Below are 18,047 nucleotides of genomic sequence, written 5' to 3'. Positions count from 1 at the left end.
GCGTCTCTCACCACCAGTACTTGCCGTAATTCTCCGGATTGGCCCAGAACTTCGCGTTCAGCCAGTCCGGCACCTGTTTGTATTCCCGCAGATCGTAGGTGAACAGCGTGAGCACTTGCTCATCCCGGGAAAACCGTTCACTGGCCTGGAGTGCCAGCGAGTAGAAATCAGTGGATTGCCAGCCGCAGGCATCAAGGTCGGCCAGCACGGCGATCCGGCTGGCATTGAGGTTGCGGATTCCGCCCAACAGCTCCAGCCCCGCACGCTTGGGTATGTGCTCCAAGCAGTCCACCACCAGCGCCAGATCAAAACGCTGCCCGGCCAGATCGGCGGGCAAAAGGCCCGGTGCCGCCTGGGCCAGCTCGGTTTGCGGATGCGCTTCGCGAAAAGCCTGCAACGCCGGAAATTCCTCGGCGCCCACCAGCAGCAAACGCTTCGGCGCATAGAGGTCGAGCAGGGCGGCGAGGGCCTGTTGCGGCGTGCGGCAGGAGAAGCGATCAGTCATTGGAGTTCCTCGGTCAGGCGGGCAAGGGTAGCGCGCTGAACTTCGATGGCCTAGTGCTTGAACTTTTTCATTTCGCGATATGACAAAGCGTACGGAGTGAAGGCAAAAGGCTATTCCCCAAAGAAGAGTCCGAATTGTGCGGTGAAATCCCGTAAACCCCTGAAATCGGGGTGGCGAACGGCCCCACACGCGTCTTTACTGCATTTCAGTCGGTTTTAGCCGATACCAAAGGAGAAGAACTGTATGAGCATGATTCGGACAGCGTTACCTCTGATTTTGGTTACCAGTGTATTGACGGGCTGTGCGGGCCTGCAAAAGACCGACTGGCCACTGTGTGCGGCCGGTGGCGCGCTGACTGGCGCCGCGATCGGCGCCTTCCAGACCGCCTCGGTGGCGGCAGGCTTCGGTGGTGCGGTGGGCGTGATGGCCGGCGCGTATTGCTGGGCCCACGGGGACGGTGATGATGACGGCGACGGCGTCCTCAACAGCAAGGACAAATGCCCGAACACGCCGAAAGGCACCCCGGTCGATGCGACCGGTTGCCCGATCGTGACTCCTGCGCCTGAGCCAGTTGCTGCTCCGGTGGTGCTGCCGAAAGAAGAAATCATCACCATTCGTGACGTGCACTTCGAGTTCAACAAAGCCACGCTGACACCGGGTGACAAACAGCAACTGGACATGGTTGCGACCAAACTCAAAACCGAAGCTCCGAACGTGCAACTCCACGTCAGCGGCCACACCGACAGCGTAGGCAGCGATGCGTACAACCAGAAACTGTCGCAAAAACGCGCGCAATCAGTGACTGACTACCTCGTCAGCGCCGGCATCCCGCGTGCCTCGTTCGTGTCCGTTGAAGGTGATGGCGAAGCGCGGCCTGTGGCCGACAACAAAACCGCCGACGGCCGAGCGCTGAACCGCCGCGTCGAGATCAAAATCAACCGTTGAGACAAGGTTGATGCTTCAAAGGAAGCCCCGGTGTGAAAGCCGGGGCTTTGGTATTTCTTGAATTCGGTTTCATGTTCAACAAAACCTTTGTCCACACCGGCCCCTTCCCGGCTAAAGCCGGTCCCACTAACAGCCGCGTGTGCATTCAGTGGGACCGGCTTCAGCCGGGAAGCCCTTGCTGTTGATCTTCGTGCGCAAAAGGTTCAAACACCGCAGAACGCGACTTGGGTGCAGGCTGAACGCGAGCAACTTTTGAAACCTGCCTCTGGCATAGTCCCCCGCCTCACCGTACTGTGCGCAAACCGTTTTCACCGCACAAAACCAAAAACAGCAGAGGCACCACATGAGTGTGATTTGGGGAACAGGGAAAGTACTGACAACAGCATTCTGGCTACTGATAATCACCAGCCTCACCATCGCCATGCCACACCCCTTCGACCTGCTGTTCAAACTGGCTGGCGGCCTGTTGCTGCTCACCCACATCATCGAACTGATCAGCTACAACGTCAGCCTGCGCGGCCGCCCCCATCCCTGGCGGGATCGCCTTCAGATTCTGCTCTTCGGCCTATTTCACCTGAACACATTCAAACGCCCACAGGCGGAGGTACACCATGCGTAACGCGATGCTGATAACGGCAGGCCTGCTGTCCGCCCTGACCAGCCCCTGGATCATGGCCCAGACCATCTCCGTCGAAACCCACTCGCTCATGCGCCTGCCGTCCAAAACCAGCGTATTGCAACTGGACCGACTCGAAGTCGCCGACTACGGCACCCTGCTGATCCCGGCCGGCCTCACCGAAGTCAAAGTCGGCCAACTTGTCATGGGCCATGAATCACGCATCGCCATCGTCCCGAGTGGCGAGGCATTCAGCCTGCAGGTCAAACAGGCCGACCTCGGCAGCGGCGCCGAAATCACCGCGCGGGGCGCCCCGGGCACCTTCGAAAAACCGCCGACCCCAGGCCGCAACCTCAACCTGCGGATCGAACAACTCAACGCTGACCAGCTCTTTGTCGACGCACGCGGTGGTGCGGGCTCGCCCGGTTACGTCGGCCTTGACGGCGGCAACGGCATCGATCCGGGCTGCACATGGGGTTCTGCCAGTCGCGGGATCGACGGCGACAATGGCGGCAACGGCCGTGACGGCGCGCCGGGTGCGCTCGTTCGTCTAGAACTGCCAGCGACCTTCGGCAATGACCGCATCAAAGTCAATGTCCAGGGCGGTGCGGGTGGTATCGGCGGAGACGGCGGTCGCGGCGGCAAAGGCGGCGCGTCCAAAGGCTGCGTGGTCTACCGCGCTGACGGCGCCAAGTCCGGCAAGAACGGCGACAAGGGCCAGTCCGGCGCAGCAGGGCCAACGGGCGCTATCGTGGTTCGTAACTTATAAGCCCGATAGCCCACAGGCGTTATATACCGTCCAGACGGCTCTCTTTCGTGGAGCCGACACGGTTCATGTGGGAGTGAGCTTGCTCACGAAGACAGCCTTTCAGCCGCCGGATATCCAGCGGGTGGACCGCCTTTTCGCGAGCAGCGCTTCCCCAACTCTCAAAGCATTGGCCTGATGGCAGCGATCGCCACAACGGCCACCCCCACCATCAGATTGATCCCCATCAGACGCCGCATCCCGCCCAGCGCAGCGGCACCCTCAGCCCATTGCTCGGCGAGCACAGCCTTGCGCAACTGCGGCAGGTTCAGCGTCGACACGCGCAGAAACAGCGCCACCATCACCACATACAGACCCATCATCACCTGCACATAGCGTGGCGCGGTCTGAAAGCCGCTGAAGTTGACGTTGATCATGCCAATGCCGGTCACCGCAAGCATGATCACCGCGCACCAGACCCATACGAAGAATCGCGGCAGCACCTGCAGCCACAGCTTCAACCGGGCCGGGCCTTCAAGGGCCGCGATGACCGCCGGTCGAAGAATCATCCAGGCGAAAAACATGCCTCCTACCCACACAATCGCTGCCAGCACATGCAAGGCGTAGACAAAGGCTACAGGTGACATCGAGAACTCCGATCTGCGCAGAAAGAATTAGCGCGGTATGATAGCCGCCCGCTGCGACTACTGAAGATATATCCAGCGGTTTTCGTGTTTTCATTCAGCACCCGTGACGCCGAGCCAACGACCCAGCCCATGATCAGCACCGAACTCAAATCCCAGATTCAGGGCGCCTACTCGCGTTTCCTCGAAGCCAAGAGCCTCAAGCCTCGGTACGGCCAGCGCCTGATGATCGCTGAAGTGGCGAAGGTGCTGGGCGATGTCGATACCGACGAAGAAGGCCGCCGTTCGGGTGATCCCGCCGTCGTGGCGGTCGAGGCAGGGACAGGCACCGGCAAAACCGTTGCCTACGCCATCGCGGCCATTCCGACCGCCAAGGCCGCTGGCAAGCGCCTGGTCATCGCCACCGCGACCGTCGCGCTGCAAGAACAGATTGTCTACAAAGACCTGCCCGACCTGATGCGCAACAGCGGCTTGAACTTCACGTTCGCGCTGGCCAAGGGCCGTGGCCGCTACATGTGCCTGTCCAAGCTCGACATGCTGCTGCAGGAAGGCGACGCCCAGAGCGCGACCGCGCAGCTTTTCGAAGAAGAAGGCTTCAAGATCGAAGTGGATGAGGCCAGCCAGAAGCTCTTCACCACCATGATCGAAAAGCTCGCCGGCAACAAATGGGACGGCGACCGCGACAGCTGGCCTCAGGAACTGGCGGACCAGGACTGGGCGCGCCTGACCACCGATCACAGCCAGTGCACCAACCGCCACTGCCCGAACTTCCAGCAGTGCGCCTTTTACAAAGCCCGCGAGGGCATGGGCAAAGTCGACGTCATCGTCACCAACCACGACATGGTCCTGGCCGACCTGGCGCTGGGCGGCGGTGCGGTCCTGCCCGATCCTCGCGACACTCTGTATGTCTTCGACGAAGGCCATCACCTGCCAGACAAGGCGATCGGCCACTTCGCCCATTTCAGTCGCCTGCGCTCCACCGCTGACTGGCTGGAGCAAACCGCCAAGAACCTCACCAAATTGCTCGCCCAGCACCCGCTGCCGGGCGACCTGGGCAAACTGATCGAACAGGTCCCCGAGCTGGCCCGGGAGATCAAGACCCAGCAGCAATTCATGTTCACCGCCTGCGAGCAACTGGCCGACTTCAAGCAAGGCGAAGACATGGAAGGCCGCGAGCGTCCGCGCCATCGCTTCGTCGGCGGCGTGGTCCCCGAACACATGCGCGAGATGGGCATCGAGCTGAAAAAAGGCTTTGCCCGACTCGACGACCTGTTCACGCGCCTGACCGAGCTGCTGAAAGAAGGCATGGACGGCGAGGTCAACATTGGCATCGCCAGCCATCAGGCGGAAGAGTGGTATCCGTTGTTCGGCAGCTTGCTGGCCCGCGCCCATGGCAACTGGGAATTGTGGACCGCCTTCACCGCTGAAGACCCGGAAAACAGCCCGCCTATGGCGCGTTGGCTGACCCTGGCCGACAGCGGCTCGCTGTTCGACATCGAGGTCAACGCCAGCCCGATCCTTGCCGCCGAAATGCTGCGCCGCAACCTGTGGAATGTGGCCTACGGCGCGCTGGTGACCTCGGCCACCCTGACCGCGCTGGGCAAGTTCGACCGTTTCCGCATGCGTGCCGGGTTGCCAAAAGACGCCGTTACTGCCGTGGTGCCGAGTCCGTTTCACCATGCCGACGCCGGCGTGTTGCGCGTGCCGGACCTCAAGGCCGACCCCCGCAACGCGGCCGAACATACGGCCGCCATCATCCGTGAACTGCCGAATCTCGTCGAAGGCTCCAAAGGCACGCTGGTGCTGTTCTCCTCGCGCAAACAGATGCAGGAAGTGTTCGACGGGCTGGAGCGGGACTGGCGCAAGCGGGTGTTCATCCAGGGCAACCTGTCCAAGCAGGAAACCCTGAACAAGCACAAGGCGCGCGTCGACGGCGGCGATGAAAGCGTTCTGTTCGGGCTGGCCAGCTTCGCTGAGGGGGTCGACCTTCCCGGCGCTTACTGCGAGCACGTGGTGATCGCCAAGATTCCTTTCGCCGTGCCGGATGATCCGGTCGAAGCCGCACTGGCGGAGTGGATCGAAGCGCGAGGCGGCAATCCGTTCATGGAAATCGCCGTTCCAGACGCTTCGTTGCGGCTGATCCAGGCCTGCGGTCGTCTGCTGCGCACCGAACAGGACCGCGGCATCATCACGCTGCTGGATCGCCGGGTCGTAACCCAGCGCTATGGCAAAGCCATCCTCAATGCACTGCCGCCATTCCGGCGCGAAATTTCCTGAACCCGTGTTGCAAATGAAACACGGTTGACCGGGTCTTATTCCTGGTCCTTCCGGATGCGCGCGACCTCTGTCGTGCTCCGGGCCTCAGATGATCAAGGAGCTTCCGATCACATGATTCGCCGTTCACTGTCCGCCATCATTGCCACGCTGTGCGCCGGCATGGCCCACGCCGCGCCTGACGTGCAGCAGACGCTGTTCAATTTCGTGCGGCCCGCCGACGTGGTAAAGGTCACGACCCAGGATGCCGGGTTTCCCCAGGCGAACGCCGAACAGACCGCCGAAGGCGAAGTGCTGCGTCGTGTGGTTTTCAATCCGGTCGCGAAACCCAGCCTGCAACTGACCCCGCAGACCGGCGTCTGGGACTGGAGCCACGACAGCGCCATGACCTTGCGCCTGCAAAGCGCGATGGATTGGGCGTTGACGGTGTACGTGCAGATCGAAAGCCGCGACGGCAAAATCCTCACCAGCCGCATCGACCTGCCGGCCGGCCCGGCGCAAACCCTGGTGCTGCCGCTCAAGGCCAGTTCGCCGATGACCCAGGGCATGCGCGCCGGCCCACCGATGCCATGGATGTACGAAGGGCAGCGCGTGTTGCTGGCCAACACCGAAGGTGAGCTGAACAGCGCTGAAGTTTCATCGGTCACCGTGTCGATGTCTCAACCCAACGTTGCCCAGTCCGTCTTGATCGAGAAGTTCGGCGTGCAAGAGGGCTACGCGCTGCAAACCGCGGCCTACGGCAACCTGGTCGACGGCTACGGTCAGTTCACCCGGGGCAAGTGGCCGGAGAAGGTCACCAGCGACGACCAGCTCAAGACATTGGCGGCCAAGGAACAGCAACAGCTGCAAACCTGGCTGAAAGACCGTCCGGCCCACGACAAATACGGTGGTTTGACCAGCGGCCCGTCCTTCGAAGCGAAGGGCTTTTTCCGCACCGAGAAGCGCGACGATCGCTGGTATCTGGTGACGCCGGAAGGCCATCCGTTCTACTCGCTGGGGGTAAACGCCGTCTCCGCTGACGACAGCCAGACCTACGTCGAAGGCCGCGAAGCCATGTTCACCGGCCTGCCCGGCAGTGACGATCCGCTCGCCGTGTTCTACGGCAAGGGCGATGACAACCGCGAGACGGGGGCCAATCGCAACCGCCAGTTCGATCAGGGCCGCTGGTTCGATTTCTATGGCGCCAACCTGCAACGCACGTACGGCGTGCCGAAGTGCGTGGAAGTCTCAAAGCCGGTCGAGCCGGCTGACGACGAAGACGAAAACCCGGCTGCCGCTCCTGCAACGACCGTCTCCACTGGCGACAGCTCTGCCGAGCAGAGCGCGCCGGCGCCTCAGCCGGAGAAGCCCGCTACGCCTGCGCCTGCCATCGAATGCAAGCCGGTGATCGTGGACAGCAAACGCTGGGTTGATCACACCCTGCAACGCTTGCAGGCCTGGGGCTTCAACACCGTTGGCAACTGGAGCGATTCGTCGCTGCAGAACCTGGAAAGCAGCAAAAAAGACCGCGTGCCCTACACGCTGCCGCTGTCCATCGTGGGCGACTACGTGAGCATCAGCACCGGTCTGGATTGGTGGGGCGGCATGCCTGACCCGTTCGATCCGCGCTTCGCCATGGCCACCGAGCGGGCCGTTGCCATCGCTGCACGCGACCATCGCGATGATCCGTACCTGATCGGTTACTTCGCGGATAACGAATTGGCCTGGGCGGCGCCGGGCAACGATCCGAAGGATCGCTACGCATTGGCCTACGGCACGCTGAAGTTGACCACCGATGTGCCGGCCAAGCGCGCGTTTCTCAAGCAGTTGCGCGACAAGTACCGCAACGAAGAAGGGCTGTCCAAGGCGTGGGGCATCCATCTCGCCGCGTGGGAGTTGATGGAAGACCCGGGTTTCGAGCCGCCGCTGCCCAGCGCAGAGCACCCGGAGATCGAAATCGACTTCCGGTATTTCCAGCGCGTGTTCGCCGAGACCTATTTCAAAACCATTTCCGACGCGCTCAAGTGGCATGCGCCGAACCATCTGCTGCTCGGTGGCCGCTTTGGCGTCACCAGTCCCGAGGCGGTTGAAGCCTGCGCCAAGTTCTGCGACGTGCTGAGCTTCAACGTCTACACCCTCAAACCCCAGGACGGCGTGGACTTCGCGAAACTGCGCGTGCTCGACAAGCCTGTGATGGTCACCGAGTTTCATTTCGGCTCCCGTGATCGCGGGCCATTCTGGGGCGGAGTGCTCGAAGTGCCCCGTGAGGAAGATCGCGGCCCGGCGTACGCCAATTTCCTGAAAAGCGCGCTGGCCGAGCCCTCCATCGTCGGCGTGCACTGGTTCCAGTATCTGGATCAGCCTGTCACCGGCCGCTTGCTCGACGGCGAAAACGGCCATCTCGGGCTGGTGGGCATCACCGACGTGCCGTACCAGGGCTTCGTTGAGGCAGTGCGCAAGGCCAATGGACAGGTCGTGGATGTGATCGGCAAACGCCCTTAACCGGGCGGTTCCCAAAGCATTCAATCGCTGGAACAATGTTCGCCATTTTTGCAGCCCGACCGGAGAGCCAGACCGTGCAGATTCAAGGCCATTTCGAGCTTCAGTTTGAGGCCGTACGCGAAGCGTTCGCCGCGCTGTTCGACGACCCGCAGGAGCGTGGCGCTGCGCTGTGCGTGCAGATTGGCGGCGAGACGGTGCTGGATCTGTGGGCGGGCACGGCAGACAAGGACGGCGGCGAGGTCTGGCACAGCGACACCATCGCCAATCTCTTCTCCTGCACCAAGACTTTTACGGCGGTCACGGCCTTGCAATTGGTGGGCGAGGGCAAGCTGAATCTGGATGAGGCTGTCGCCCGTCTCTGGCCTGAGTTTGCGGCCAACGGCAAACAGTCCGTCACGCTGCGCCAGTTGCTGTGTCATCAGGCCGGGCTCCCGGCGATCCGTGAAATATTGCCGGCCGAAGCGCTTTACGACTGGCAGGCCATGACCCGCGTATTGGCTGCCGAGGAACCCTGGTGGACACCGGGTCAGGGCCACGGGTATGCCGCGATCACTTACGGCTGGCTGGTGGGCGAGATGATTCGTCGCGCCGACGGCCGCGGGCCGGGTGAGTCCATCGCTGCGCGTATTTCACGTCCGCTGGGCCTGGACTTCCACGTCGGTCTTGCCGACGAGGAGTTTCACCGCGTCGCCCACATTGCCAGAGGCAAGGGCAATGCCGGTGATGAGGCCGCGCAGCGACTGCTGCAGACCACGATGCGCGAACCTGCGTCCATGACGGCGAGGGCGTTCACCAACCCGCCGTCGATCATGACCAGCACCAACAAGCCGGAATGGCGGCGCATGCAGCAACCTGCCGCCAATGGCCATGGCAACGCGCGCAGTCTGGCCGGCTTCTATAGCGGCTTGCTCGACGGCAGCCTGCTGGACGGCGACTTGCTCAACGAGCTCACGCGCGAGCACAGCATCGGCCAGGACAAGACACTGCTGACCCAGACCCGCTTCGGGCTGGGTTGCATGCTCGATCAACCCGCGGTGCCTAACGCGACGTTCGGGCTGGGTGCCAAGTCATTTGGCCATCCCGGCGCAGGTGGCTCGGTTGGCTTCGCCGATCCCGAGCGCGATGTGGCGTTTGGGTTCGTGACGAACACCCTTGGTCCTTACGTGCTGATGGATCCGCGCGCTCAGGGTCTAGTGCGCGTGCTTGGTGAGTGTTTGCAATAACTATCGCCGTTAAGTGCTTGTTCTACCGACTGTCAGTTAAATCTGGATAACCGAGCCGTAGGGCGGTTTCTTTTTCCAAAACGGTCTTTATGCGTGTTATATGAGCGCTGCTTCGTTCATTTTCTGATCAATTATTCATGTGGGTCACCCATGTCAGCTAACAAAAGCCTCGCATTCGCCATCTGCATCGCCGTCACCGGCTGTGCGCAAACCCCTCAGGATCAGTCGGCCAGCAATGACCACTGGTGGTCGTTCGGTTCGAGCAAGGGCGCCGATGCAGCGCCTGCAGCCCCAGCGCCAAACCCGGCGGCTGCGCAAGTCGCTAAAGCCCAGGCCGAGACCGGTACACGATGGTACTGGCCGTTTGGCTCTGACCACGGCGATACCGAGAAGAAACCAGAAGTAGCCGCCACCCAGCCGGCTGCTGCGCCGGCGGTTGCCCAGGCCGGCGACGCCAACAAGTGGTGGTGGCCGTTCGGCGCAACCGACGCCAAAAAAGATGCCGCCCCGGCTGTTCCCAAAGTCGACCCGAAGGTGACCCAGGCCTGGCTGGATCTGAACGAGCCAAAAATTCGCGAAGCGATCAAGGACAGCCAGTTCCAGCTTGAGCGCCGTGACGACATCCTCGTGGTCACCGCGCCGGTCGACAGCACCTTCAACCCGAAGCGTCCGGAAATGCTCCTGCCGACCAACCTCGGCCCGATCAGCCGCATGGCCAAGATCGTTGAAGTCGACCAGCGCGCCGCCGTTCTGGTGTTGGGCCACAGCGACGTGGCCAGCGATGCCGATCTCAAGATCAGTCAGCAGCGCGCCCAATCAGTTGCGGCGATCTTCCGCCTCAGCGGCCTGCAGCGTAACCGTCTGAACCTGCGTGGCATGGGCGCCGACATGCCCCGTGCGGCCGGTGACAGCGCGCCGGGTCGCGCACTCAACCGTCGCGTGGAAATCATCCTGACGCCGCAGGACACAATGGTTGCCGAAATGGCCAAGTACAACCTGCCGCCAGCGCCGACCCTGCTGGCCGTGCAAACCGCCAACGCGCCGGCGCCGGCACCGGTTGCTGCGCCGACCAAGGCTGCTGCGCCTGCCAAATCCGCTGCACCGGCCAAGAAAGCCGTTGCTACCAAGGCTTCCGCCGCCAAAGCGCCTGCGGCCAAGAAAGCACCTGTGAAGAAAGCAGCGCCGGTGAAAGCCAAGGCAGCGCCTGCGAAAGCAGCGGCCAAAAAACCTGCCCCGGATGCTCAAGCCAGCAACTGAGGTTAAGATCGGGATTCTGTTCACGAATCTCGATTAAGGAAGGCAGTGATGAGCCAGCGTCTGGCCGATATGCGTCGCAACTATGCCCGCGAAGGGTTGACCGAAGCCCAGGCTCCGGAAGAGCCCTTCGCACTGTTCCATCGCTGGTTCAACGAAGCGGTCGAAACCGAGCAAGCGCCGGTCGAGGCCAACGCCATGACGCTGGCGACCGTCGACGCCGACGGTCGCCCCCACTGCCGCGTCCTGCTGCTCAAAGGCCTGGACGCTCAGGGCTTCACGTTTTTTTCCAACTACGAGAGCGCCAAAGGCCAGCAGCTGAGCGCCCGTCCTTTTGCCGCCATGACGTTTTTCTGGCCCTCGCTGGAACGTCAGGTGCGCATCGAAGGCCGCGTGTCCAGGGTCAGCCACGAAGAATCCGACGCCTATTTTCAGGTGCGCCCCCTCGGCAGCCGCCTGGGTGCCTGGGCATCCCCGCAAAGCCGGGTGATTGCCGACCGTGAAGAGCTCGAAGGTTTGCTCAAAGCCACCGAGTCGCGTTTCATGGACGCCCAGCCTGACTGTCCCGATCACTGGGGCGGCTATCGTCTGGTGCCGGATCGCATCGAATTCTGGCAGGGGCGTCCAAGCCGTCTGCATGACCGCCTGAACTATCGTCTGCTGGAAGATGAGTGGCAGCGCGAGCGCCTCGCGCCCTGAGTGCGGGTCTCCGGACCTCCGTGATGCCAGCACCAGGGTCTCTGTCACACTTTTCTTTGAATCAATTTCCGGCGCCGTCGTCCACTGAAGTAGACGTCGGCGGGTTGCTGTATCACGCCTGAATAAACGTAAATTATCGGTACAGGACCGTGACATCGATTGGCGTCGCAGAGTCTAATGGCTACCTGTACCTCTGGAGATAACTGTTATGCGTAAGTCTGTTCTGTTGGTTGCTTCGTTCACCGCCATGGCGCTGACGCTGGGCGGCTGTACTTCAAGCCTCACCGGTGACTCGTACTCGCGCGACGAAGCTCGTCAGGTGCAGACCGTACGGCTGGGCACGATCGAATCGTTGCGTCCGGTGAAGATTGAAGGCACCAAAACCCCGATCGGCGCAGGCGCCGGTGCCATTGTCGGTGGTGTGGGTGGCAGCGCCATCGGTGGCGGTCGCGGCAGCATCGTGACGGCCGTGATCGGTGCAGTCGCCGGTGGTCTGCTGGGTTCGGCAGCGGAAGGCGGCCTGACCCGTGCTCAAGGCGTCGAGATCACCGTGCGTGAAGACGATGGCACCATGCGTGCTTATGTGCAGGAAGTTCAGGAAAACGAGATCTTCCGTGTGGGTGAGCGCGTTCGCATCATGACCGTCAACGGCACCAGCCGCGTCAGCCACTAAACCGCGCTGCATGTCTCGAAGCTGGGCGTAAAATGTCCGCTTGCGAAAACGCCCCGATCATTCGGGGCGTTTTGCATTTCAGCGTTTCATTTCAACGCTGCTGAGCGCGTGCTGCGACTGGCCATTGCGGTGATGCCGTAGCCGATCAGCGCGGCAAGAACAGACCCCGTCAAAATCCCCATTCGATCCATCCCGGCAAACTCGCTTTGTCCCGGCACGAACGCCAGTGAGCCGACAAACAGGCTCATGGTGAAGCCGATCCCGCACAGCATCGAAACCCCCAGCACCAGCCCCCAGTTTGCGCCGGTCGGCAGTGATGCGAGCCCTGTCTTGATTGCCAGCCACGTCAGGCCAAACACACCGATGACTTTGCCCAGCAGCAGACCCAGTGCGATGCCGAGTGGTACGGGATGGGTAAAGCTCTCCAGCGTAACGCCGGCCAAAGGGACGCCGGCGTTGGCGAACGCGAACAGCGGCAGAATGAAATACGCCACCCAGGGATGCAGGGCGTGTTCGAGTTGCTGCAGGGGGGAGGCGACGTCTTTGGGCGTCCGCAGCGGAATGCAGAATGCCAGCACAACGCCGGCCAGCGTGGCGTGGACGCCGCTCTTCAGCACGCAGACCCACAAGACGGTGCCGATCAGCAAGTAGGGCGCGAGTCTGGTCACGCCCAGGCGGTTCATGGTGATCAGTCCGGCAATCGACGCGGCTGCCAGCGCCAATGCCAGGCTGGACAGTTCGCCGGAGTAGAACAGCGCGATGACAATGATCGCGCCCAGATCATCGATGATCGCCAGGGTCATGAGAAACAGCTTGAGCGACACCGGCACCCGTTTGCCCAGCAACGCCAGCACGCCGAGGGCGAAGGCGATATCGGTGGCCATGGGAATCGCCCAGCCACTCAGGGCGGCGGGATTGTCTGAGTTAAGCGCCCAGAAGAGCAGGGCAGGGATAACCATGCCGCCGATGGCCGCCGCGCCCGGCAGGACAATTTGCGAGGGCCGCGAGAGGTGCCCTTGCAGCACCTCGCGCTTGACCTCCAGCCCGATCAGCAGGAAGAACAACGCCATCAGGCCGTCGTTGATCCACAGCAGCAACGGTTTGGCGATTTGCAACGCGCCGATCTGGGCAACGACCGGCGTTTCGAGCCAGCCGTTATAGAGCCAGGACAGGGGAGAATTGTTGATGATAAGGGCGAGGGCCGCGGCGGCGATCAGCAGCAAGCCACCGGCGGCTTCCAGCTGGAAGAAACGTCTGAATGTATTGCGTACGGGCAAGGTCACGCTCCAAGGGCAGCCTAAAAAGGAGCGCCACCCTAACGCGCGTTCTGGTGTCTGAAAACAGGATCTGAAGCCGAATTTGTAATCAAAAATAACGCCCTACAGACACCGCTCACGAATCCTAGGGATTCGTTTCCGAGTGCTGTAGGGCGATGCCTTTGAGTGGCTTATTCAGTGATGCCCAGGATATTTCGGGCCAACGCTTCGGCGATGCGGATCCCGTCGACGCCGGCCGACAGGATGCCGCCGGCATAGCCTGCGCCTTCGCCTGCCGGGAACAGGCCTTTGACGTTGAGGCTCTGCAGGTCCTCGCCACGGGTGATGCGCAGGGGCGAGGAGGTGCGCGTTTCGATGCCGGTGAGAATCGCGTCGTGCTGCGAAAATCCTCTGATCTGTTTCTCGAACGCCGGCAGCGCCTCACGAATGGCTTCGATGGCAAAGGCGGGTAATGCGTCGGCAAGGTCGGTCAGCTTGACGCCCGGCTTGTAGGAAGGTTCTACGCCGCCCAACGCCGTTGACGCTTTGCCCGCGATGAAATCGCCTACCAGTTGCGCCGGTGCCTCGTAGGTTTCGCCGCCCATGATGTAGGCGTGGGACTCCAGTCGCTCCTGCAGTTCGATGCCGGCCAGCGGGCTGCCCGGATAATCCTGCTCGGGGGTGATGCCGACGACGATGCCGGAGTTGGCGTTGCGCTCGTTGCGCGAGTACTGGCTCATGCCGTTGGTGACCACGCGGTTGGGCTCAGAGGTTGCCGCCACCACGGTGCCGCCGGGGCACATGCAGAAGCTATACACCGAACGGCCGTTCTTGGCGTGGTGTACCAGCTTGTAATCGGCAGCGCCAAGCTTCGGGTGACCGGCGTACTTGCCCAGGCGCGCGCGGTCGATCAGACCTTGCGGGTGTTCGATGCGGAAGCCGACCGAAAACGGCTTGGCCTCCATGAACACGCCGCGCCCGTGGAGCATGCGGAAGGTGTCCCGGGCGCTGTGGCCCAGCGCCAGAATGACGTGCCGCGAGTTGATGCGCTCGCCGCTGTCGAGCACAACGCCTTGCATCTGGCCGTCTTCGATCAGTACATCGGTGACCCGCTGCTGGAAACGCACTTCGCCGCCCAGCGCTTCGATCTGATGACGCATGTTCTCGACCACGCCGGTCAACCGGAAGGTGCCGATGTGTGGCTTGCTGACGTAGAGAATCTCTTCCGGCGCGCCGGCTTTGACGAACTCGTGCAAGACCTTGCGACCGATGAATTTCGGGTCTTTGATCTGACTGTAGAGCTTGCCGTCGGAGAACGTCCCCGCGCCGCCCTCGCCGAACTGCACGTTGGACTCCGGGTTGAGCACGTTCTTGCGCCACAGCCCCCAGGTGTCCTTGGTGCGCTGACGGACTTCGGTGCCGCGTTCGAGGATGATTGGCTTGAAGCCCATCTGCGCCAGCAACAGGCCGGCGAAAATCCCGCACGGACCGAAGCCGACTACCAACGGACGCTGGCTCAGATCGGCAGGGGCGTGGCCGACCACTTTGTAACTGACGTCTGGCGCCGGGCCGATGTGTTTGTCGTGGCTCAGGCGCTGGAGCAGGGCGGCTTCGTCGCGCACCTGGAAGTCGATGGTGTAAATGAACTGCAGCTCGGTGGATTTCTTGCGCGCATCATAGCTGCGCTTGAACAGGGTGAAATCCAGAAGCTCGTCGCTGCCGATGGCCAGGCGTTGCAGAAGTGCAGGGCGCAGTTCGTCGTCCGCGTGGTCCAGCGGCAGTTTGAATTCGGTGATTCGTAACATTGAAAGATCCGGTTTCGGGCCGCAGGATCGGCCCGGCAGCACTACAAGAGCGCGCGATTATAAGCCACATTGAGCAGGGAGCGGTGGCCCGAGCGACGACATCCGCCACGCAGCCGCCGTTTAGCTTTGCACCGAGTCAGCTGGGAAAACTTGATCTCAAGGCTAATGGGGAATATGTGGGAGCGAGCTTGCTCGCGAAAGCGTCTTGTCAGTCAGCGCTGTGAGCGCCTGACCTACGGCATTCGCGAGCAAGCTCACTCCCACCAGTGTTGCGCCTGTACAGATTCAGGTTTGAGGTTTCAGGTTCAGCGAAAGGCTATCAATCGTTACGCATCGCCCCGAAGTACGCGCAACCGCGCTGAACCTGGCCGTTGACCCGGAGTTCGGCGGTCAGGTGCTGCACCGAGCCGTTCGACGGGTCCACACAGCGCAACGGCGCGACGTAGAGCTCGACGTGTTGATTGTTGGCGTCGGTGATCAGGTTGAAGCGGCCCTCGGGCATCTGCTCTTCCATGTACGGCACGGCGAACGGCTCCTGGCCTTCGCGCTCAAGCACCAGACCCTTGCCGCTGGCGTTGAGGTTCCATTTCGGGCCGTTGCCGCTGGCATGAATCGTCAGGCGCTTGAAATTGGGGTCCTCGCAGGCACCGCTTGGGCGCTCGACGCGGTAGAGCTGGTAAATGTCAGCCTGACCGTCACTGCCCTGGGCCTTGCTCGCGACGAAGTTGCCACGTACATCGGCGAACGCCTTGCCGTTCTTGTCCACCACCGAAGCGGCTTCCTGCAGGACGCCGGTGTTGCCCTTGTCGGTCACTGCATAGCGGCGCTGTTCGTTGCACGGGGCGAAGAACAGCTTGCCGCCGTCACCGCTGAGGGTGCCCTGCATGCGGATCATGCCAGCGGTCGACACCTTGCTGTCACTGGACGACATGGGCAGCAACTGGCAGCCGGCAAACAGGGGCAACAAGGCGAACATCAGAGCGGAACGAGCAGCGGACATGGGGCGGTCTCCAGACAAGTGCCGCCACGTTACTCAGCCTGCTCGCTCATCACAAGGGGCGATTAGCCGACGCGATACGTCTGTCCGGTTTGTAGCCCTTCGACACTTTTTGCGTACGCCAAGGCTACATCCGCTGCGGGAACCGGCTTGAAGCCACGAAAGTACGGCGCGTAGCTGCCCATGGCTTCGACCAGCACGTTGGGGCTGACCGAATTGACCCGCATGCCCCGCGGCATCTCGATGGCGGCGGCGCGCACGAAGGCGTCGATGGCGCCGTTGACCAAACTGGCTGACGCTCCGGTGCGAATCGGATCGACGCTGGTAATGCCGGTGGTGAAGGTGAAGGACGCACCGTCGTTGGCGAATTCCCGACCGATCAGCAGCAGATTGACCTGACCCATCAGCTTGTCCCGAAGGCCCAGGGCGAAAGAGTCGGCGGTCATCTCGCCCAGCGGCGCGAAGGTGACATTGCCGGCCGCGCAAATCAATGCGTCGAAAGGGCCTGTCCGTTCGAATAGTTTGCGGATCGAGTCGCTGTCACTAATATCGACGTGCTCGTCTGCGCCGGTTCTGCCGATGCGAACGATCTCGTGGCGTGGCGCCAACTCTTTCTCGATCGCCGAGCCAATGGTGCCACTGGCGCCAATCAATAGAATTTTCATGATGCGATTTTCCCCTGGTATGGATCAGGCGCTCAGTGTGAGTCGCCTTTTCCCACCGAAACAGGGGCTAAACGGCAATCCCGGTTTGTCAGAAAGGAAACAATCATGAGCGAAATGGACGACCTGGCCGCGTTCGCGATGCTGGTGGAGGCCAATAGCTTCACCCTGGCCGCGCAATGGCTGGACACCAGTACCAGCCAACTGTCCAAGCGCATCAGCAAACTGGAAAAGAATTTCGGCGTTACGCTGCTCCATCGCACCACCCGCAGCCTGACGCTGACCTCGGCGGGCGCCATTCTCCTGCCCGAAGCCCGCGCGCTACTGGCCCAACGCGACCGCGTTCGCGACGCCATGGCCTACCTGAGCGAAAGCCTGATTGGCACCGTTCGCCTGACCGTGCCGGTGTCATTGGGCGAAACCTTCTTCGAAGGCCTGCTCACCGAATTCGCCCACACCTACCCCGACGTGCAGGTGGAACTGGACCTTAACAACCACTTCCGCGACATGCGCCGTGATGGCTTCGACCTGGGCATACGTTCCAGCGTGGGGATCGACGAACGCCTGGTGGCCAAGCCCTTGCTGTCGCTACAGGAACTGACCTGCGCCAGTCCGGATTACCTCGCCAGACACGGCACCCCGCAAACCCCGGAAGAACTGCGGGTTCATCGATGCCTGCTCAACAGCCATCACGCCGGCCGCGAATCCTGGGGCTACCACCAGAAACACGAACTGACCCGCGTCAACGTCCGCGGCACCTTCGCCAGCAACCACTACGGCCTCCTGAAAAAAGCCGCCCTCGTCGACGCCGGCATCGCCCGCCTGCCGTCGTACATGGTCCATGAGGAACTGAAAGAAGGACGGTTGCACTGGTTGCTGCGTGATTACCAGACGCCGGTTTCGTCCCTTTACCTGGTCCACCCCTTTGAAGGACGGCTGCCGAGGCGGGTGCAAGTCATGGCGGATTATTTGAGTGAATGGTTCGAGCGCAGCACTGCGGCGCTGGAACAGCTCTGACTTCTGGGGTTATCAAATCGAGCGGGGACAGATTAATTTACGGTGAAGCGCTGTAAATAAATCAGTCCCTTGTAAACAGAAATCAAAATTGATGTCGCAGCCACTGGCCTATTCCCGGCTAAAGCCGGTCCTACAAAAAGCAACGCGTGCAGCCAGTGGCACCGACGGCGACTCCTGTAGGACCGGCTTCAGCCGGGAAGCCTTTGACCTGCTTTTGATCTTCAAACGCAAAAAGCCCAAACACCGCCAAT

Annotated in this window: 16 protein-coding genes; 10 read left to right on the top strand and 6 right to left on the bottom strand. The window is 61.8% G+C overall.

Annotated elements, in window-relative coordinates:
* Positions 1-7: 7 nt before the first annotated feature.
* The gene (locus ABEH28_RS26375; RefSeq protein WP_346627509.1) at positions 8-505 is read right to left on the bottom strand and encodes a DUF6231 family protein; all 498 of its coding nucleotides are present in this window, start codon (positions 503-505) and stop codon (positions 8-10) included.
* A 243-nt stretch (positions 506-748) separates the two neighbouring features.
* On the opposite strand from ABEH28_RS26375, the gene ABEH28_RS26370 reads away from it, so the two are divergent.
* The 3 genes from ABEH28_RS26370 (at position 749) to ABEH28_RS26360 (ending at position 2,835) form a co-directional block, all read left to right on the top strand.
* Complete coding sequence (locus tag ABEH28_RS26370; RefSeq protein WP_133777092.1) at positions 749-1,450, top strand: OmpA family protein; 702 nt, start codon at positions 749-751, stop codon at positions 1,448-1,450.
* 343 nt (positions 1,451-1,793) lie between these two features.
* Positions 1,794-2,069, top strand: coding sequence for a DUF1145 domain-containing protein (locus tag ABEH28_RS26365; RefSeq protein ID WP_346631501.1), 276 nt, complete (start codon positions 1,794-1,796; stop codon positions 2,067-2,069).
* Positions 2,062-2,835 carry a collagen-like protein gene (locus ABEH28_RS26360; RefSeq protein ID WP_346631500.1) on the top strand — a complete coding sequence of 258 codons (774 nt, stop codon included), beginning with the start codon at positions 2,062-2,064 and terminating at the stop codon, positions 2,833-2,835. Before ABEH28_RS26365 ends, ABEH28_RS26360 begins: the two co-directional genes overlap by 8 nt.
* Before the next feature lie 158 nt (positions 2,836-2,993).
* Here the strand turns inward: ABEH28_RS26360 and ABEH28_RS26355 are convergent, their stop codons facing one another.
* Positions 2,994-3,458 (bottom strand): CopD family protein, encoded by a 465-nt coding sequence (locus tag ABEH28_RS26355; RefSeq protein WP_192171564.1) that lies wholly within the window; start codon positions 3,456-3,458, stop codon positions 2,994-2,996.
* A gap of 129 nt (positions 3,459-3,587) precedes the next feature.
* On the opposite strand from ABEH28_RS26355, the gene dinG reads away from it, so the two are divergent.
* From dinG to ABEH28_RS26325, 6 genes are all read left to right on the top strand, one after another.
* A complete protein-coding gene (gene dinG / locus ABEH28_RS26350) occupies positions 3,588-5,732 on the top strand; it encodes an ATP-dependent DNA helicase DinG (protein WP_065992603.1) in 2,145 nt (714 codons plus the stop codon).
* Between the two features lie 111 nt (positions 5,733-5,843).
* Positions 5,844-8,210, top strand: coding sequence for a beta-galactosidase (locus ABEH28_RS26345; protein ID WP_346631499.1), 2,367 nt, complete (start codon positions 5,844-5,846; stop codon positions 8,208-8,210).
* Positions 8,211-8,284: 74 nt separating this feature from the next.
* Entirely contained in the window at positions 8,285-9,433 is a 1,149-nt protein-coding gene (locus tag ABEH28_RS26340) for a serine hydrolase domain-containing protein (protein WP_346627599.1), read from the top strand.
* Between the two features lie 150 nt (positions 9,434-9,583).
* Positions 9,584-10,690 carry an OmpA family protein gene (locus ABEH28_RS26335; protein ID WP_346631498.1) on the top strand — a complete coding sequence of 369 codons (1,107 nt, stop codon included), beginning with the start codon at positions 9,584-9,586 and terminating at the stop codon, positions 10,688-10,690.
* Positions 10,691-10,738: 48 nt separating this feature from the next.
* Entirely contained in the window at positions 10,739-11,386 is a 648-nt protein-coding gene (gene pdxH / locus ABEH28_RS26330) for a pyridoxamine 5'-phosphate oxidase (protein WP_346627513.1), read from the top strand.
* A gap of 208 nt (positions 11,387-11,594) precedes the next feature.
* Positions 11,595-12,059 (top strand): glycine zipper 2TM domain-containing protein, encoded by a 465-nt coding sequence (locus ABEH28_RS26325; RefSeq protein ID WP_037012225.1) that lies wholly within the window; start codon positions 11,595-11,597, stop codon positions 12,057-12,059.
* A gap of 86 nt (positions 12,060-12,145) precedes the next feature.
* Here ABEH28_RS26325 and nhaA read toward each other — a convergent pair whose 3' ends face one another.
* From nhaA to ABEH28_RS26305, 4 genes are all read right to left on the bottom strand, one after another.
* Positions 12,146-13,336, bottom strand: coding sequence for a Na+/H+ antiporter NhaA (gene nhaA, locus ABEH28_RS26320; protein WP_346631497.1), 1,191 nt, complete (start codon positions 13,334-13,336; stop codon positions 12,146-12,148).
* A gap of 170 nt (positions 13,337-13,506) precedes the next feature.
* Positions 13,507-15,120, bottom strand: a complete 1,614-nt coding sequence (locus ABEH28_RS26315; protein ID WP_346631496.1) for an NAD(P)/FAD-dependent oxidoreductase — start codon at positions 15,118-15,120, stop codon at positions 13,507-13,509.
* Between the two features lie 319 nt (positions 15,121-15,439).
* The gene (locus ABEH28_RS26310; RefSeq protein ID WP_346631495.1) at positions 15,440-16,120 is read right to left on the bottom strand and encodes a hypothetical protein; all 681 of its coding nucleotides are present in this window, start codon (positions 16,118-16,120) and stop codon (positions 15,440-15,442) included.
* A gap of 62 nt (positions 16,121-16,182) precedes the next feature.
* On the bottom strand, positions 16,183-16,782 hold the full coding sequence (locus tag ABEH28_RS26305; RefSeq protein WP_192171557.1) for a short chain dehydrogenase: 600 nt from the start codon (positions 16,780-16,782) through the stop codon (positions 16,183-16,185).
* A gap of 105 nt (positions 16,783-16,887) precedes the next feature.
* On the opposite strand from ABEH28_RS26305, the gene ABEH28_RS26300 reads away from it, so the two are divergent.
* Positions 16,888-17,796: a LysR family transcriptional regulator gene (locus ABEH28_RS26300; RefSeq protein WP_346631494.1), complete on the top strand. Its 909-nt coding sequence runs from the start codon at positions 16,888-16,890 to the stop codon at positions 17,794-17,796.
* Positions 17,797-18,047: the final 251 nt, after the last annotated feature.

This window comes from Pseudomonas sp. Ps21-P2, assembly GCF_039672565.1.
In the GTDB taxonomy this organism is placed as follows: Bacteria; Pseudomonadota; Gammaproteobacteria; order Pseudomonadales; family Pseudomonadaceae; genus Aquipseudomonas.
The sequence above is the reverse complement of the archived record's forward strand: the minus strand, read 5'-3'. Positions and strand labels throughout refer to the sequence as shown.

Excerpts from the sequence above, each read along its gene's own strand:
- ABEH28_RS26335 (WP_346631498.1), top strand. The coding sequence starts at position 9,584 with ATGTCAGCTAACAAAAGCCTCGCATTCGCCATCTGCATCGCCGTCACC.
- ABEH28_RS26370 (WP_133777092.1), top strand. The coding sequence starts at position 749 with ATGAGCATGATTCGGACAGCGTTACCTCTGATTTTGGTTACCAGTGTA.
- ABEH28_RS26365 (WP_346631501.1), top strand. The coding sequence starts at position 1,794 with ATGAGTGTGATTTGGGGAACAGGGAAAGTACTGACAACAGCATTCTGG.
- ABEH28_RS26345 (WP_346631499.1), top strand. The coding sequence starts at position 5,844 with ATGATTCGCCGTTCACTGTCCGCCATCATTGCCACGCTGTGCGCCGGC.
- dinG (WP_065992603.1), top strand. The coding sequence starts at position 3,588 with ATGATCAGCACCGAACTCAAATCCCAGATTCAGGGCGCCTACTCGCGT.
- ABEH28_RS26300 (WP_346631494.1), top strand. The coding sequence starts at position 16,888 with ATGAGCGAAATGGACGACCTGGCCGCGTTCGCGATGCTGGTGGAGGCC.
- ABEH28_RS26305 (WP_192171557.1), bottom strand. The coding sequence starts at position 16,782 with ATGAAAATTCTATTGATTGGCGCCAGTGGCACCATTGGCTCGGCGATC.
- pdxH (WP_346627513.1), top strand. The coding sequence starts at position 10,739 with ATGAGCCAGCGTCTGGCCGATATGCGTCGCAACTATGCCCGCGAAGGG.
- ABEH28_RS26355 (WP_192171564.1), bottom strand. The coding sequence starts at position 3,458 with ATGTCACCTGTAGCCTTTGTCTACGCCTTGCATGTGCTGGCAGCGATT.
- ABEH28_RS26310 (WP_346631495.1), bottom strand. The coding sequence starts at position 16,120 with ATGTCCGCTGCTCGTTCCGCTCTGATGTTCGCCTTGTTGCCCCTGTTT.
- ABEH28_RS26375 (WP_346627509.1), bottom strand. The coding sequence starts at position 505 with ATGACTGATCGCTTCTCCTGCCGCACGCCGCAACAGGCCCTCGCCGCC.
- ABEH28_RS26360 (WP_346631500.1), top strand. The coding sequence starts at position 2,062 with ATGCGTAACGCGATGCTGATAACGGCAGGCCTGCTGTCCGCCCTGACC.
- ABEH28_RS26325 (WP_037012225.1), top strand. The coding sequence starts at position 11,595 with ATGCGTAAGTCTGTTCTGTTGGTTGCTTCGTTCACCGCCATGGCGCTG.
- ABEH28_RS26315 (WP_346631496.1), bottom strand. The coding sequence starts at position 15,120 with ATGTTACGAATCACCGAATTCAAACTGCCGCTGGACCACGCGGACGAC.